This is a genomic window from Aeromonas sp. QDB63 (assembly GCF_027707425.1).
GTDB lineage: Bacteria > Pseudomonadota > Gammaproteobacteria > Enterobacterales > Aeromonadaceae > Aeromonas > Aeromonas caviae.
Map to the genome: position 1 here is coordinate 109,227 of NZ_JAPCIS010000003.1, position 14,982 is coordinate 124,208.

Annotated in this window: 16 protein-coding genes; 9 read left to right on the forward strand and 7 right to left on the reverse strand. The window is 65.2% G+C overall.

Annotated features, from left to right (window positions below; translation table 11 throughout):
• The first annotated feature begins 68 nt into the window (after positions 1 to 68).
• Positions 69 to 539, forward strand: a complete 471-nt coding sequence (ybaK, locus tag PG879_RS03265) for a Cys-tRNA(Pro) deacylase (RefSeq protein WP_010675694.1) — start codon at positions 69 to 71, stop codon at positions 537 to 539.
• Positions 540 to 664: 125 nt separating this feature from the next.
• On the opposite strand, the gene PG879_RS03270 is transcribed toward ybaK, so the two are convergent.
• Genes PG879_RS03270 through PG879_RS03280 form a run of 3 tightly spaced genes read right to left on the reverse strand, consistent with a single transcriptional unit; the run spans position 665 to position 2,345 of the window.
• The gene (locus tag PG879_RS03270; RefSeq protein ID WP_202016258.1) at positions 665 to 1,393 is read right to left on the reverse strand and encodes a GNAT family N-acetyltransferase; all 729 of its coding nucleotides are present in this window, start codon (positions 1,391 to 1,393) and stop codon (positions 665 to 667) included.
• A 28-nt stretch (positions 1,394 to 1,421) separates the two neighbouring features.
• Positions 1,422 to 1,859 (reverse strand): rhodanese-like domain-containing protein, encoded by a 438-nt coding sequence (locus PG879_RS03275; protein ID WP_042864918.1) that lies wholly within the window; start codon positions 1,857 to 1,859, stop codon positions 1,422 to 1,424.
• Positions 1,860 to 1,877: 18 nt separating this feature from the next.
• Entirely contained in the window at positions 1,878 to 2,345 is a 468-nt protein-coding gene (locus PG879_RS03280; RefSeq protein WP_042014799.1) for an OsmC family protein, read from the reverse strand.
• A gap of 252 nt (positions 2,346 to 2,597) precedes the next feature.
• Between PG879_RS03280 and pdxR the strand changes: the two genes are divergently transcribed.
• The 3 genes from pdxR to PG879_RS03295 all read left to right on the forward strand — a co-directional run bounded on the left by pdxR (position 2,598) and on the right by PG879_RS03295 (position 5,826).
• Positions 2,598 to 4,025, forward strand: coding sequence for a MocR-like pyridoxine biosynthesis transcription factor PdxR (pdxR, locus tag PG879_RS03285; protein ID WP_039040572.1), 1,428 nt, complete (start codon positions 2,598 to 2,600; stop codon positions 4,023 to 4,025).
• Between the two features lie 153 nt (positions 4,026 to 4,178).
• Positions 4,179 to 5,012 (forward strand): hypothetical protein, encoded by an 834-nt coding sequence (locus PG879_RS03290; protein WP_270829795.1) that lies wholly within the window; start codon positions 4,179 to 4,181, stop codon positions 5,010 to 5,012.
• Positions 4,996 to 5,826: a substrate-binding periplasmic protein gene (locus PG879_RS03295; protein WP_270829734.1), complete on the forward strand. Its 831-nt coding sequence runs from the start codon at positions 4,996 to 4,998 to the stop codon at positions 5,824 to 5,826. The genes PG879_RS03290 and PG879_RS03295 overlap by 17 nt, the downstream gene beginning before the upstream one ends.
• A 15-nt stretch (positions 5,827 to 5,841) precedes the next feature.
• On the opposite strand, the gene PG879_RS03300 is transcribed toward PG879_RS03295, so the two are convergent.
• Complete coding sequence (locus tag PG879_RS03300; RefSeq protein ID WP_042880749.1) at positions 5,842 to 6,717, reverse strand: LysR family transcriptional regulator; 876 nt, start codon at positions 6,715 to 6,717, stop codon at positions 5,842 to 5,844.
• 128 nt (positions 6,718 to 6,845) lie between these two features.
• Between PG879_RS03300 and PG879_RS03305 the strand changes: the two genes are divergently transcribed.
• Together PG879_RS03305 and PG879_RS03310 are read left to right on the forward strand one after the other, a co-directional pair.
• Positions 6,846 to 7,247, forward strand: coding sequence for a CidA/LrgA family protein (locus tag PG879_RS03305; RefSeq protein ID WP_039040574.1), 402 nt, complete (start codon positions 6,846 to 6,848; stop codon positions 7,245 to 7,247).
• Positions 7,240 to 7,929: an LrgB family protein gene (locus tag PG879_RS03310; protein WP_010675703.1), complete on the forward strand. Its 690-nt coding sequence runs from the start codon at positions 7,240 to 7,242 to the stop codon at positions 7,927 to 7,929. The genes PG879_RS03305 and PG879_RS03310 overlap by 8 nt, the downstream gene beginning before the upstream one ends.
• A gap of 67 nt (positions 7,930 to 7,996) precedes the next feature.
• Here the strand turns inward: PG879_RS03310 and PG879_RS03315 are convergent, their stop codons facing one another.
• Both PG879_RS03315 and metB read right to left on the reverse strand, forming a co-directional pair.
• The gene (locus PG879_RS03315) at positions 7,997 to 10,450 is read right to left on the reverse strand and encodes a bifunctional aspartate kinase/homoserine dehydrogenase II (protein ID WP_270829735.1); all 2,454 of its coding nucleotides are present in this window, start codon (positions 10,448 to 10,450) and stop codon (positions 7,997 to 7,999) included.
• Positions 10,450 to 11,628, reverse strand: a complete 1,179-nt coding sequence (gene metB / locus PG879_RS03320; RefSeq protein WP_010675705.1) for a cystathionine gamma-synthase — start codon at positions 11,626 to 11,628, stop codon at positions 10,450 to 10,452. The genes PG879_RS03315 and metB overlap by 1 nt, the downstream gene beginning before the upstream one ends.
• Positions 11,629 to 11,851: 223 nt before the next feature.
• Between metB and metJ the strand changes: the two genes are divergently transcribed.
• The 3 genes from metJ (at position 11,852) to PG879_RS03335 (ending at position 13,392) form a co-directional block, all read left to right on the forward strand.
• Positions 11,852 to 12,175: a met regulon transcriptional regulator MetJ gene (gene metJ / locus PG879_RS03325; protein ID WP_005327165.1), complete on the forward strand. Its 324-nt coding sequence runs from the start codon at positions 11,852 to 11,854 to the stop codon at positions 12,173 to 12,175.
• A gap of 35 nt (positions 12,176 to 12,210) precedes the next feature.
• A complete protein-coding gene (locus tag PG879_RS03330) occupies positions 12,211 to 12,969 on the forward strand; it encodes an AraC family transcriptional regulator (protein WP_270829796.1) in 759 nt (252 codons plus the stop codon).
• Between the two features lie 84 nt (positions 12,970 to 13,053).
• Positions 13,054 to 13,392, forward strand: coding sequence for a tRNA-binding protein (locus tag PG879_RS03335; RefSeq protein ID WP_010675707.1), 339 nt, complete (start codon positions 13,054 to 13,056; stop codon positions 13,390 to 13,392).
• A gap of 82 nt (positions 13,393 to 13,474) precedes the next feature.
• Here PG879_RS03335 and PG879_RS03340 read toward each other — a convergent pair whose 3' ends face one another.
• Positions 13,475 to 14,743: an aromatic amino acid transport family protein gene (locus PG879_RS03340; RefSeq protein ID WP_124812922.1), complete on the reverse strand. Its 1,269-nt coding sequence runs from the start codon at positions 14,741 to 14,743 to the stop codon at positions 13,475 to 13,477.
• Positions 14,744 to 14,982: the final 239 nt, after the last annotated feature.

The following is a 14,982-nucleotide window of genomic DNA, read 5'->3' on the forward strand; positions in this document are numbered from 1 at the left end:
ACTGGTTCTTGCCACATCCGGCTCCCGAGCGCAGACTGTCTGGCCTTGCCACGGTTCGAGGAGACCCCATGACACCCGCCATCAACTTGCTGAAAAAGCTCAAGATCCCCCACAGGCTCTACCCCTACGAGTGTGAAGCCCACGACGACTTCGGCAAGCATGCCGCTACCCAGCTGGGTCTGCCCGAGGCGCAGGTGTTCAAGACCCTGCTCGCCCATCACGACAAGCAGGCGGTGGTGGCCATCGTGCCCTCCTCGGGCATGTGCAGCCTCAAGCAGCTCGCCAAGGCCACCGGGCTCAAGAAGGTGGAGATGATGAAGCCGGCGGAAGCCGAAAAGCTGACCGGCTACAAGGTGGGCGGCATCAGTCCTCTGGCCCAGAAGAAGCTGCTGCCCACCGTGCTGGACGACTCCGCCATGGCCTTCGACGAGATCCTGGTGAGCGGTGGCAAGCGGGGGCTCTCGGTCGGCGTGGCCCCCGGGGACATGGTCCGGCTGATGAACTGGATTGCGGCCCCCATCGGCGATCACCACGACTGAACAAACAAAAGAGGCGCCATGACTGGCGCCTCTTGCGTCTGGATACCGGATCTGGCGCCTTGCGGGCGAAGCGCCCAAGGAACCCGACCGGAAACCGCCCCGTCCCCGCGGGTGATCTGTCGCCCTCAGCACGCCCCAGAGCGGCAGGCGGCGGTCAGTTCGGAGAGTCGGCGACGCTGACGCCCGGCATGGTCGAAGTTGCCGTCCTCCAGCCAGCGCTCGAAGCACCCTTTCAGGGCGGGCCACTCGCTGTCGATGACGGAGAACCAGGCCGTATCCCGGTTGTGTCCCTTGTCCACCCGCGCCTGACGGAAGGTCCCCTCATAGTGAAAGCCCAGGCGCAGGGCCGCCTGGCGCGAAGGCAGGTTCAGGGCATTGCACTTCCACTCGTAGCGCCGGTATCCCAGAGCAAAGGCATTGGCCATCATCAACACCATGGCCGCCGTCGCCAGCCGTGACTGTTGCATGGCGGGGGAGAAGTGCAGCCAGCCCACCTCGATGCTGCCCGCCAGGGGATCGATGCGCAGGTAGCTCGCCAGTCCCAGCGCCCGTCCGCTCCCCTCGTCGATGATGCCGTAGAACTGGGGATCCCGCTTGGTGGCGACCTCCCGCAGCCAGACCCCCATGGCGGCCTCGTCCGCGAAAGGGCCGCTGGTCAGGTAAGTCCACATGGCCCCGCTGTCGGCACTGAATGCCTGCCACAGATCCCCCAGGTGGCGCTCGGGATCAAGGGGCTCGAGACGACAGCCCCAGCCATGCAGGGCGCGGTGGGGAGGGAACTCGGCGCCGCGCCATTCTGGCAGCGCACGCCCCAGAGGCTGCCCAAAGTCGTTGAAAAGGGCGGCGCCGGACAGGGAGGCGTCGCCCCTCTCATTGCAACGTTCAACAGGCACAGGCAATTCCCCCTTCCAGCAGCACTCCGGGCTCACTGCCCGTGGCGACGGCGAAACCGTCCTGACGCCACCAGTGCAGACCCCCTATCAACTCCTTGACCTCAAACCCGAGGGACGCCAGCTTGTAGGCCCCCTGGGTCGAACCGTTGCAGCCGATGCCGTCGCAATAGCAGACATACACCAGGTTCCGGTCCAGTAACGCCGTGGTCGACGCCGTCATGGTCCTGTGGGGGAAGGAGATGGCGCCGGGAATGTGCCCCTCGGCATAGTGTGCGGGGGAGCGGGTATCGATGACCACGATCCCCGCCGCCCCGGCCAGCAGATCGGCGGCCAGATCCGCCGGATCGGTACGAAACTTCAGTTGGGCCTCGAAAAAGGCGCTGGCTTCGGCGGCCCCTGCCACCCCTGTGCTCAATACATGACTCATCCTGAACGCTCCTGATGACTAGATGACGATCTCTGTGGTGACGACGGTGTTGACCGAGTTGGCGATGAAGCACTCCTCATGGGCCTGGTGGTGCAACTGCTCCAGATCCGCCAGGGCGGGCTCCCGCTCTCCCCCGAAGATCACCCTGGGACGCAGGGTGACCCGGGTCATGGCGAGGCGACCTTGCCCGTTTTTCGCCATGATGCCGACCGCGTCGTCCCGGTAGCTCTCTACCCGATAGCCCGCCTTCGCCGCCAGCCAGAGGAAGGTGAGCATGTGGCAACTGGAGAGGGCCGCCACAAACGCCTCTTCCGGGTCCACATGTTCCGCCACCGAGTAAGGCAGCGGCACCACATGGGGAGAGGAGGAGGCCGGCACCCTGACCCCGCCATCAAACGCCCACTCATGGGCCCGGCTGTAACGCTGATCGACGAAGGGCTCATGCTCCCCCCGCTGCCAACTGATGGTGGCACTGTATTCCGACATGCAGACTCCTTGTGTTGCCAATCCGTGCCGCCCGCTGGCGCCACCCTGTGACCACCAATGTAGCGACAAAATGGCCTTGCCACGCCGACCAATTTTGCCAATATGGGCAGACCAATTTCATCGAGCCGCCACCATGACCATCCACCCCACCCGCTCTGCCCGTCGGTCGCCAGCCCCACAGCCGCGCCATGCCCTGCGGGCAGGATCCCTGCCTCGAAAGGGGCGCAACCCCCGAGCCAACGGGAGCGCATCATGACCGTTCTGCCAACGCTCTTCGCCAGCCAGCAACAAGGGGATCTGCCCCTGCACGAACAACTGGTGCGTACCCTGCGCGAGGCTATCCTGGCGGGCCACCTGCCCCTGCACAGCCGCCTGCCCGCCAGCCGTCTCCTGGCCCGGGATCTCGGGATCTCTCGCAGCACGGTGGAACTGGCCTATGGCCGGCTCGAGGCGGAGGGGTATCTGGTGCGCAAGGTGGGCGCCGGCAGCTTTGTCGCCCTGGCGGCGGTGCGCCCCGCGCCGCGCCCGCCCCAGTCAGCGGCTGGCCTCTCCCGCCGCGGCCAGGAGATGGCCCTGGGTGGCGCCTGTCACGACGTGCCCGAGGTGGGCACCACCTTTGCTTCCAGCCAGCCGGATCCCCGTCTCTTCCCCCAGGCACTCTGGGGTCGGCTGATGCAGCAACAGTGGCGCCAGCGCGCCAGCGACTGGATGAACTACGGGGATCCCCAGGGGCTTGGGGAACTTCGCGCCGCCATCAGCAGCTATCTGGTGCAGTCCCGCGGCGTGGTGTGCGAGCCGGATCAGATCCTGATCCTCACCAGCTCCCAGCAGGGGATCCTGCTGGCGACCCAGTTGCTCATCGATGCCGGTGACACCGTCTGGGTGGAAGACCCCGGTTATCCCGGGGCTCGCACCGCCATGGAGAGCGCCGGTGCCCGGGTGCATCCGGTGCCGGTGGATGAAGAGGGGCTCAACCCTCATGGGGATCATCCTGCACCGCGCCTCATCTACTGCACCCCGGCACACCAGTATCCCCTTGGCGTCCCCATGAGCCTGCCCCGCCGCATGGCGCTGTTGGCCGAGGCAGAGCGTCACGGCGCCTGGATCCTGGAGGACGATTACGACGGGGAGTACCAGTATGATCAGCGCCCCCTGCCCGCCCTGCAGGGGCTCGACGGCCAGGGGCGGGTGATCTATGTGGGCACCTTCAGCAAGGTGCTGTTCGGCTCGCTGCGCCTCGCCTACCTGGTGCTGCCCAGGCCGCTGATGGACTCCTTCTGCCGCGCCAGGGCCGCCGTCGACGGCCACAGCAACCAGTTGCAGCAAGCGGTCACGGCAGACTTCATCCGGGGCGGGCACTTCGCCACCCACCTGCGCCAGAGCCGCCTCCTCTACCAGAGCAGACGGGATCTGCTGCTGGCTGAACTGGCCGAGCACTGCCCGGGGCTCACCCCCATCCACAGCGGCGCCGGCCTGCAGTGCGCCGTGCTGCTGCCCCCCGGTGGCGAGGCGCGCTGGACCAATGCCGCCAATACCTGCGGGTTGGGGCTGCGCCATCTGGGCCAGTTCTACCTGGGCCCGCCGACACTGGAGGGGTGGCTGCTCGGCTTCGGCTGCCTCGACAACCAGACGCTGCGCCAACTCTGTCGTCGCCTGGGTCTCTTGATGAAATCCGCATGACCCCCTTCTCAAGAGGTCAGATCTGCCAGAGCCTGATAGCGCTGTGTCGACGGGAATGGCCCGTCTATACTGGGCACAATCCCGTTGCCGAACCCGGTCAAGATGCATCGAATCCTGCTCCTTTTGCTCGCCCTCTCCCTCCCGTCCCTCACGATGGCGGCCACCCGCTTCATCCTGATCACCGGGGAAACCCAACAGGATGTCCGCATGAATTATTACCGGGCGGCGATGCGGCTGGCGCTGGAGAAAACACGTCCTGAGTACGGCGACTATGAACTGCTCGACGCCATCAGGATGAACAAGGCGAGGATGCGGCTCGAAGTGCAAACGCCGGGCAAGAATGCCCTCTTCATCGTCGACAGCTGGCCCCAGGAGATCCCTCAACCCGGCGTCAGCCTGGTCCCCTTCCCCATCGATCTGGGCGTGCTCGGCTACCGGGTCTGTTTTGTCGGCAGCGCCCGTGCCCAGGCCCTGGCCGGGGTTCACACCCTGTCCCAGTTGCAGCAGTTCACGCAAGGGGTGGGCACCGGCTGGCGGGATGCCGACATCCTTCGCTACAACGGCTTCAGGGTGCAGGAGGTGGATAACTATGAGTCACTGTTTCGCCTGGTGGCCCGTGGCCGGATCGATCTCTTCTGCCGTGGTGCCAACGAGATATTGAGCGAGTGGAAAATCCACAGACCCGGCCTGCCGGGGCTGACCGTGGATAGCCATGTCGCCCTCTTCTATCCGCTCATCCACTCCCTCTATAGCCACGCCACCTACAGCAAGGAGCGCGAGCGCCTTTTGCGCGGCCTGCAACTGGCCTGGAAAGATGGCTCCCTGCAGCGCCTCTGGCGCCATCATTTCCAGCCTTCCCTGGTCTTTGCCCGGCTCGATTCACGCCAGATCTTCCGGCTGACCAACCCGCAGTTGCCCGACGAGAGCACCGACTACCGCGCCTATCTCTATGACCCGATGAGGGATGACTTTGGCATCGCTCCCTGACTGGCTCGCCGGTTCTCCCCTGTCAGGCAGGCTCCCCTTGCGCACTCTCTGCCTGGCGCTGCTGTTCTGGTTGCTGCCGACCTGCGTCATGGCCGCCCCCGGCAGCATTCGTGCCTGCATGGAGAACAGCGATTCGCCTCCCTGGTTGCTGATGTCCGGCGAGGGGATAGTGCAGTTCCACCTCAAGGAGGTGGCAAACCGGATCGGGCATCCCATCATTCTCACCCCCCTGCCCTGGAAACGCTGCCTCTCCCTCGTCAGCCAGGGCCAGCTCGATGCCGCCGTCAAGCTGAGCTACAGCGAAGAGCGTGCTCGCACCATAGGGGTCTACCCCATGCGACACGGAGCACCTGATCCCGCCAAGCGCCTGCTCACCGAGAGCTACAGCCTCTACCAGCCAAAAGGCGGACAGGTTCGCTGGGATGGCCGGCAGCTCGTCGCCCCTGGCGTCATTGCGGCGCAGTCCGGTTTCTCCATCGTCGCCCAACTGCGGGAGAGCGGTGTCAGGGTGGATGACTCCAGCAGGGAACCACTGATCCTGCTCAAGAAGGTCGCGATGCAGCGCGCCGTTGCCGCCGCCATGCAAACCGGGGTCGCAGAACGGACCCTGGCCGCCCACCCGCAGTTGCAGGCCACACTCGAGCGGATCACCCCTCCCCTGGTCGAAAAACCCTACTACCTCATCTTCTCCCACCCCTTCCATCAAGCCCACCCCGATCTCAGCCAACAGGTGTGGGACGAGATTGAGGAGGTGCGACACTCCGCAGCCTATGCCCGCTTCGTCACAGGCATGGCGTCACCGGGGACCCCCTAACCCCAGACCCGCTCCTCAGCCCTGCTCGCGGCACAGGGCAAGCCAGGCCTCGGCGGTGCGGGAGAGGTAGCGATCCCCTGGCCAGATCACCCCGAGCCGCCAGCTCAGCGCCGGGGCCAGAGGGCGCAACACCAGGCCGTCCGGCGTCAGCCGCCGACAGATGGGCTCCGGCAGGAAGGCGACCCCCATACCGCTTCGTACCATGGCGGTGAGAAAGTCCCACTGGCTGCTGCGGGCCGCCACCTGAGGCACGAACCCGGCTTGCTCGCAGGCCTGCTCCAGCCGCTCGCTCAGGGTGAAGGCCTGGGTATAGAGCAGGAAGGGTTCGTCCCGCAGAGCCTCCAGCCGGATCTCGCCACCCTCGCGCCAGCGGGGCAGGTCCGGTAGCACCACCCGGATGGGGTAACTGTCCAGATCCAGGGCGCAGAGAGCCCCCTCTTCCCTGGTCGGCAGCATGGTGATGGCGAGATCCAGCTCCCCCGCCAGCACCGCCTGCTCGATGCGCCGCCCGCCATATTCGACGATGGAGAGCTCCACACCGGGGTAGCGGCTGCGATAGGTACGGATGAGATCCGCATAGACATGACCCACCATGGGCGGGATGCCGAGGGCAAGACGCCCGGATTGCAGGCTCTGCAGATCCGCCAGCTCCGCCTCCAGCTGCTGCATCTCCGCCAGGATGGTCTGGGCCCGAGTGAACAGCACCTGGCCGCTGTCGGTCAGGGTGAAGCGGCGGCCGACCCGGCTCAGCAGGGGCTGGCCCAGCTCCTCTTCCATGTTGCGGATCATTTTGCTGATGGTGGGCTGGGTGACGAACAGCTTCTCGGAGGCGCGGGTGAAGCTCTGCTCCCGCACCAGCTCGACGAAGTAACGCAGGGCTCGAATATCCATGGTGCTCTCTTGACGGGGATGGCTGGCTAAATCATGCCTCTTTGGCATGATTTTGATAATTTAAATTCATTTTTTGCAGGTTTGGTCCCTCTCTATACTGTGAGCAGGTTCACAGAAAGACGCTTACCATGAAAACCCTCTGCCTTCGCTGGTTGCAAACCCCCTTCCAAATCGCCCTGCTGGCGGCCATCTGGTTGCTGGCCGACATCGCAGTGCGCACCTTGCACCTGCCCCTGCCCGCCAACCTCACCGGCATGTTGCTGCTGCTGGTCTGCATCCTGCTCGGGGTGGTCAAGGCCCAGTGGTTCAGTGCCGGGGCCCGCTGGCTGCTGGCGGAGATGCTGCTCTTCTTCGTCCCTGCCGTAGTGGCCGTGGTCAACTATCAGGAGCTGCTGCTGCAGGAGGGGTGGCGCATCATGGTAGTCCTGATCGTCAGCACCGTGCTGGTGCTCGGCACCACGGCGCTGGTGGTGGACAGGGTCTATCGCCTCGAGCTGAAGCTGGCCCGCCGGAGTCGCCGCCATGTCTGACACCCTGCTCGGCCTGCTCTGCTTCGCCCTGACCCTGCTCTTCTACTACGCCAGCAAGTGGCTCTATGGCAAAAAGCGCATCCTGCCCCTGATGCCGCTGCTGCTGGCCCCCACCCTGCTGGTGGCCGTGGTGATGCTGTTCCACATTCCCTACCGGGACTACATGGCCGAATCCCACTGGCTGCTCTGGCTGCTGGGCCCCGCCACCGTCGCCTTCGCGGTGCCCGTCTACGAGAATCGCCAGCTGATGCGCCGCCACTGGCTCTCCCTCTCGGTCGGGGTCGTGGCGTCCGTGGTGATGGCGGTGGGCAGCACAGTGCTGCTGGCCCGCTGGCTCAACCTCTCCGAGCTGTTGCAACGCAGCATGGCCATGAGATCCATCACCACCCCCTTCGCGGTGGAGGCGACCCGTTCCGTGGGTGGCAACGCCGATCTCACCGCCCTGTTCGTGGTGCTGACCGGCGTCATCGGCATGGCGGTGGGAGAAAGCGTGCTCACCGTGCTCGCCATCCGCAGCCGCCTCGGCAAGGGCGCAGGCTTTGGTGCCTCGGCTCACGGGGCCGGGACAGCCAGGGCCTATCAGATGGGCAACGAGGAGGGGGTGGTCTCCAGCATGGTAATGATGATCGCCGGCATGGCCACTGTGCTGCTCGCCCCCCTCCTGGGCCGGCTGTTCTGGTAACTCCGCCACCCGATAACAGAAGAGGCGCCCTGGGGCGCCTCTTCTCATTGCATCGTGTCACGCAGCCTCAGAGGCTGGCGCAGATCTGCCACAGATCGTACTGGATGGCAGCGGCCGTCACTTCCCGGCCCGCTCCCGGCCCCTGGATCACCAGGGGGTTGGTGCGATAGCTGTCGCTCTCGATGGCGAACACGTTGTCGCAGGGCAAGAGGTTGGCAAACGGGTGATGGGGCTCCAGCGCCTCCAGCCCGACGCGGGCCTTGCCGTCGTGCTCGAAGCGGGCGACATAACGCAGCACCTTGCCGACCCGGCGCGCCCCCTCGAAGGCGGTCTGGATAGGGTCATCCAGCTCCTTGAGCCTGTCCATGAACTGATCGGCGGTCACCTTGCGCAGGACCACCGGCACCAGATTCTCCAGCTCGATATCGGCGGAGTCGAGCTCGAAGCCCGCCTCCCGCGCCAGAATGAGCAGCTTGCGGCGCACATCCTGACCGGAGAGATCCTCCCGGGGATCCGGCTCGGTCAGGCCGTGTTGCCACGCCTCGTCCACCAGTTCGGAGAAGGGGCGAGTGCCGTCATACTGCTGGAACAGCCAGGAGAGGGTGCCGGAGAAGATGCCGGAGACCCCCTGGATGCGGTCACCGCTCTGGCGCAGCATCTGGATGCTGGACTGGATGGGCAGCCCGGCCCCCACGGTGGCGTTGTAGCGCCACTGCACCTGGTGGTCGCGGCAAGTCTGCTTGATGCGCTGGTAAAACTCGCTGTCGGCGGCACCGGCAAACTTGTTGGCGGCGATGATGTGGATGCCGAGCTGGGCAAAGTCCGGGTAGTAGCGGCTCACCGTCTCGCTGGCGGTCATGTCGAGCGCGATCAGGGAGTCAAAACTGTGCTGCTCCAGCTGGGAGAGCAGCTCCGGCCAGATGAGCGGCTTGGGATGGAAGTTGTCCTGTACCTTGAGGGGATCCAGCCCCTCTTCGTCCAGCAGCCCGCCCTTGGAGTCGAAGACCCCGTAGAGGGTGAGCGCCAGATTGAGCTCATGCTCGAGGCGCGCCTTCTCGCGGGCGTAGAGCCCCAGCCAGTGACCACCGATATTGCCCTTGCCGAACACCACCAGCCCGACCCGGGTCGGGCGGCTGAACAGGGCACTGTGCAGAGCGATGAGCAGCGGCTCCAGCACGATCTGGCGCAGCACGGCCACCAGGCTCAGGCCGTCTTTGGCCACCTGCACGAACTCGAGAGGCTGATCCGCCAGCAGCTGGTAGAAACGGTGGCACTGCTCGGCGTTGTCGGTGACGCCGGCCCCCACCAGGGCGACCAGGCTGAACCCCTCCTTCTGAATGAGGCCGGTAAAGTTGCCCTGCAACTGGAAGTCACGCAGCACCTCGAAGGCCCCTTGTGCCACCTCCAGGGTGTAGGCCAGACGCAGCACCCGCCGATCCGGCTGGCGCTGCAGGGTGAGCGGATGGAGGCGATGGCGGGCCAGATGGGCCTCGATGGCCGCCACTGTCTGCTCAAAGTCCGTCTGCGGCAGCACCTTGAGCTCGATGAGGGCTATCTGATCCACCGAGGAGACGATGCGGGCACCGCCGGAGCGGGGCGCACGGCGCAGGATGTGGGTGCAGCCTTCGTCCGGATTGTAGCTGCAGCGCAGGGTTAGGCGCTGACGGCTGTCGGCCACCGGCTGCAGGGTACGCGAATGCAGCACCGAGGAGCCCAGGCGCGCCAGCTCGTTGGCCTCGGCCAAGCTCAGGCGCTCCAGCAGACGCGCCTCTTTCACCCGGCGCGGGTCGGCACTGTAGACCCCGGCCACGTCGCTCCAGATGGTGGTGGACTCGCCGTCCGCCAGCGCCGCCAGGAGGCTGGCACTGTAGTCGGAGCCGTTGCGCCCCAGCAGCAGGGAACGCCCCTCCATGTCGGCGGCGATGAAGCCGGTCACCACGATGCGACCGGCGTGCTCGGCCAGGCGGGCCTTGAGCAGCTCGCTGGAGAGGGCGGTATCCACCTTGATGAGGGCGCCGTCTTCTGCGCGCAGGAAGCTGCGAGCATCGAGCCAGGCGGCCGCCTCACCCCGGCTGGTGAGCAGGGCAGCCAGCAGGCGGGCGGACCACACCTCGCCAAAGGCGAGCAGGCCGTTGCGCTCGAAGCGGTCAAACTGCCCCTCCAGGGTCTTGGCGATCAGCTGCATGTCGTCCGTCAGTTGCTGACTCAGATCGAGGTGAAGCTCCCCTTCCAGCAGGCCGTCGATCAGGCTCTGCTGATAGGCGTGCAGGGCGGTGATGGCTTCGCCTGCGGCCTCATCCCCCGCTTCCGCCAGCTCCACCAGCTGGATCAGCCGGTTGGTGGTCTTGCCCGCGGCGGAGACCACCACCAGCTCGTTGCCCCCCACCTGTTGCTCGACGATGCTGGCGACCCGGCGATAACAGACCGGATCCGCCAGGCTGCTGCCGCCGAACTTGTGTACATGGCGCCGCTTGAAGACTGCCTCTGTTGCCACCACACACTCTCCTTGTTGTTGTTCCATTACTTCACCTGCTCTGCCTGTTGTGCCAACTGCGCCTGTTCAAACCCCTGGGCCAGATCGGCCACCAGATCCTCACCGTGTTCGATCCCCACCGACAGGCGCAGCAACTGGGCACTGATACCCGCCGCCTGCTGGGCCGCAGGGGTCATGGCCCTGTGGGTCATGCTGGCCGGATGGGCCACCAGACTCTCCACACCGCCGAGGGACTCCGCCACCGAGAAGAGGCGCAGCCCCGCGAGGAAGGCGCGCAGCCCCGTCTCGTTGCAATCGAGCTCAAAACTTAGCATGGCGCCAAAGCCGGACTGTTGACGGCGCGCAATGTCATGGCCCGGATGGCTCGGCAGGCTGGGGTGATAGATCCGCTTGACCAGCGGCTGCTGCTGCAAGAAGGCGAGGATGCGATCCGTGTTCTCCTGATGGGTGCGCAGGCGCGGAGCCAGGGTGCGCAGGCCCCGCAGGGTGAGGTAGGAGTCAAAGGCACCGGAGGTGAGCCCCAGGCAGTTAGCCCACCACACCAGGGAGTCGGCCAGAGCCTGATCCTTGGCGATCGCCACACCCCCTACCACGTCGGAGTGGCCGTTGATGTACTTGGTGGTGGAGTGGACCACCACGTCGGCACCAAGGGCCAGGGGCTGTTGCAGCAAGGGGGAGAGGAAGGTGTTGTCCACCACCACCTGGGCCCCCACCCCGTGGGAGGCCTCGGCGATGGCGGCGATGTCCACCACCCGCAGCAGCGGGTTGGAGGGGGTCTCCACCCACACCAGTGCGGGTTTCTGGGCCAGCGCGGCGGCCAGCGCCACCTCGTCTCCCTGATCCACGAACTGCACCTGGTAGTGGCCCTTGGCCGCCAGATACTCGAACAGGCGCCAGGTACCGCCGTAGCAGTCGTGGGGGGCGATCAGCAGATCCCCCGCCTTGAGCAGAGCCGTGGTCACCAGATGAACGGCCCCCATGCCGGTGCCGGTCACCACGGCGCCGGCCCCCCCTTCCAGGGCCGCCAGGGCGTCCGCCAGATTGGTGCGGGTCGGGTTGCCGGAGCGGGCATAGTCGTATTGACGGGGCTCGCCAAAGTCGGCAAAGGTGTAGTTGCTGGAGAGGTAGATGGGGGGCACCACGGCACCGTGCTGCGTGTCTGTCTCAATCCCGGTGCGTACCGCCAGGGTGGCCTTGTGGGTCATGTCACTCTCCTTGATGGGTTGCCGGAGCCGGTCCGCCTCGTGGGTCGTCCAGCCCCGCTCTCATTTTCGCAGGCCGGACTGCCGGCCCATGGTGCACCACACTACGCCACCTTAAAAAAGCCGTCAACACTTCTAGACGTCTAAATGGCTTTGCTGTTGGATTGCCATTGAATTCCTTAAGGGTTAAAATCCGCGCTCACGGCCAAACGACTACAGGTGGAACATGGGTACAGAGTGGAACGGCGACTACGTCAGCCCCTATGCAGAGCACGGCAAGAAGAGCGAACAGGTCAAGAAGATAACCGTCTCGATCCCGCTCAAGGTGCTGAAGGTGTTGACCGATGAGCGCACCCGTCGCCAGGTGAACAACCTGCGTCATGCGACCAACAGCGAGCTGCTCTGCGAAGCCTTCCTGCACGCCTTCACCGGCCAGCCGCTGCCCTGTGACGACGATCTGCGCAAGGATCACCCGGACAGCGTCCCCGCCGAGGCCCGCGCCATCATGGAAGCCCTTGGCAAAGAGATCGAAGACTTCGACGCCGAGTAATGCGGCTGCCCATGGCAAACGATGCATCCCTTTCAATGACGCGGCCCGGTGCCGCGTCATGCTTATCTGCCGCCTCCCCCTTCAGCCTGCGTCACTACCAGAGCGACATGCAGAGCCACAGTCATGACCACGCCCAGCTGGTGATCCCCCTCGTCGGCCCCCTCGAGATCGAGGTGCAGGGCCGGGGATGTCGCCTCGCCCCCGGTTTTGCCTGCATCATCGCCCCTGGCCTTCGCCACGACTACGCCGCCGACCCGGCGCACGTGTTTCTGGTGCAGGAGAGCCACTGGCTGCCGGCCGTCCTGGGGGACCACCCCTTCGTCGAGTTGGATGAGGCCCAGCGCCACTACCTCGCCTTCCTGCACCGCATGGTGGCCGAGGGGCGCCACGTGGCCGGCATGGATCAGGTGTGGCTCGGGCTGCTGACCGAGGGACGCAGCATGGGCCCCGCCGTCGCTCCTCGCATAGCCCCTCGTATCGCCAAGGTGCAGCGTCATATGGAAGCCCACCTCGCAGACCCCCTCACCAACGAGGAACTCGCCGCCATCGCCTGCCTAGGCCTGAGCCAGTTCAAACACGCCTTTCGCCAGCAGGTGGGCACGAGCGTCTCCCACTACCTCAGGATGCGGCGCATGGCGCTGGCCCGCACCCTGCTCGCCCGCACCCGGCTGCCCGTCGGCGAAGTGGCCAGCCGCTGCGGCTACCAGAACCAGGGGGCCTTTGCCGAGCGCTTCCTGGCCGAGACCGGACTGACCCCTTCCCTCTGGCGCCAGCAAAACGGCTGCCTGCCGTAATCAGTCGGCTCTTTGCCGAAGACAATCCCCGGGCATTCGAGGCATGCTGAGGCTCATGCAAGGTATGGGCAACGAGGAGCCAAGATGCAGACCATAAGCTGGCAGGATTTCGAGATGGTGGAGCTCAGGGTGGGCACCCTGGTGCGGGTCGAGCCCTTCCCCGAGGCGCGCCGCCCCGCCTACAAGGTGTGGGCGGATTTCGGCCCCGAGCTCGGGGTGCGCAAGAGCAGCGCCCAGATCACCGACCTCTATCGACCGGAGGATCTGGTGGGCCGCCAGATCGTCGCCGTGGTGAACTTTCCCCCCAAGCAGATAGGCCCCATCCAGTCGGAGTTTCTGCTGACCGGCTTCTATCGCCCGGATGGCGCCGTGGTGATCGCCATCCCCGAGCAGGCGGTGGAGAACGGCGCCAAGCTGGGGTGAGACACGGCAAGGCAACCAGAGAACAGAAGCAAGAGAGGCGACCCCCGGGGTCGCCTCTCTTGTTTGATGCTGACGGCCTGGCTTATTTCAGCAGGCTGAACAGCAGGGCCGAGACCGCCAGGGCACCGGTCAGCAGGATGAAGCCGTTGACCCAACGGTGACGGAAGCGGGCCAGCGCCTCCACCTTGTAGATGGCCACCACCGGCATGATGAAGAGGATCATGGCGATGACGGGGCCGGAGAGGGTCTCCATCAACCCCAGAATGCCCGGGTTGATGATGGCGGCGCCCCAGATGGCGAAGAACATCAGGGCGATGCCGAGCTTGTCCGCCTTCGCCAGCGGCAGGCCGGTGGGCTTGGCGATCAGGCTTTTCAGGCTCTCGCGGGCACCGAGGAAGTGGCCGAGGAAGGAGGAGCTGATGGCGATGAAGGCGATAAGCGGCCCCAGGGTCACGATCACCGGGTTGTCGGTGATGTTGGCGAGATAGGAGAGCACGGAGACGTTCTGGGCCTTGGCCTCGGCCAACTGAGCCGGGGAGAGGCTCAGCACGCAGGAGAAGACGAAGAAGAGCACGAAGCCCACCAGCATGACGGTGGTGTTGCGCAGGATCAGGCCGCTCTTGGTTTCGGCCTGCTCCCCGTATTCCCGGCGCTGCACGTTGGCAAAGCCCGAGATGGCGGCGGCGTGGCTGAAGGCGAACACGGTGACCGGCAGCGCCAGCCAGACGGTGTTGAGGAAGCTCGTGCCTTCAAAGGCGGTCACTTCCGGCCACTGCCACTGGGGAATGAGGTAGCAGGAGAGGGCCAGCAGGATAGCCGCCAGCGGGTAGACCATGACGGCGAAGGCCCGCAGCATCGCCTTCTCGCCGGCCAACATCACGGCGATCATGGCGAACACCAGCACGCCGGAGAGCATCACCCGATCCGGGGAGGCCAGGCCGAGCTGGTTGACCATGAAGCTCTCCACCGTGTTGGTCAGCCCGACGCCGTAGATGAGCAGGATCGGGAAGATGGAGAGGAAATAGAGCGCCGAGATGAGGCGCCCGGCCATCTTGCCGAAATGCTCCTCGGCCACCTCGGTGAAGTCGGCCTGGGGGCGCGACGACGAGAGCACGAAACGCGCCAGCCCGCGGTGGGCCAGGAAGGTCATGGGACCGGCCAGCACGGCGACGATGACGAGGGGCCAGATCCCCCCCAGACCCAGGTTGATGGGCAGGAACAGAATGCCGGCGCCGACGGCGGTGCCGAACAGGCTGATGACCCAATGGGTGTCGTGGCGACGCCAGCCGGTGCTGGCCATGGTGGAGGGGGAACCGGACAGCTCCCGCGAGACGTCTGCAGATAAACTCATCGATAAATCACTTCTACGTAGTATTAAAATCTAAAAACATTGTGCTCCTTTAGCATTTAATTCTCAAAAATGGAGACTGGCAGATCTCACTGGCAAAGCCCTGTTCCACCAGTGAGATTGGGAGGGAATTTCACCCCGGATTATTCAATTAATCCTGACATTAACCGAAAGCTAGGAATATAAAACCAAAATCAAAACCGACGTCGATTTTTTGTTTCGATGAAATGCATGTTTTCAGA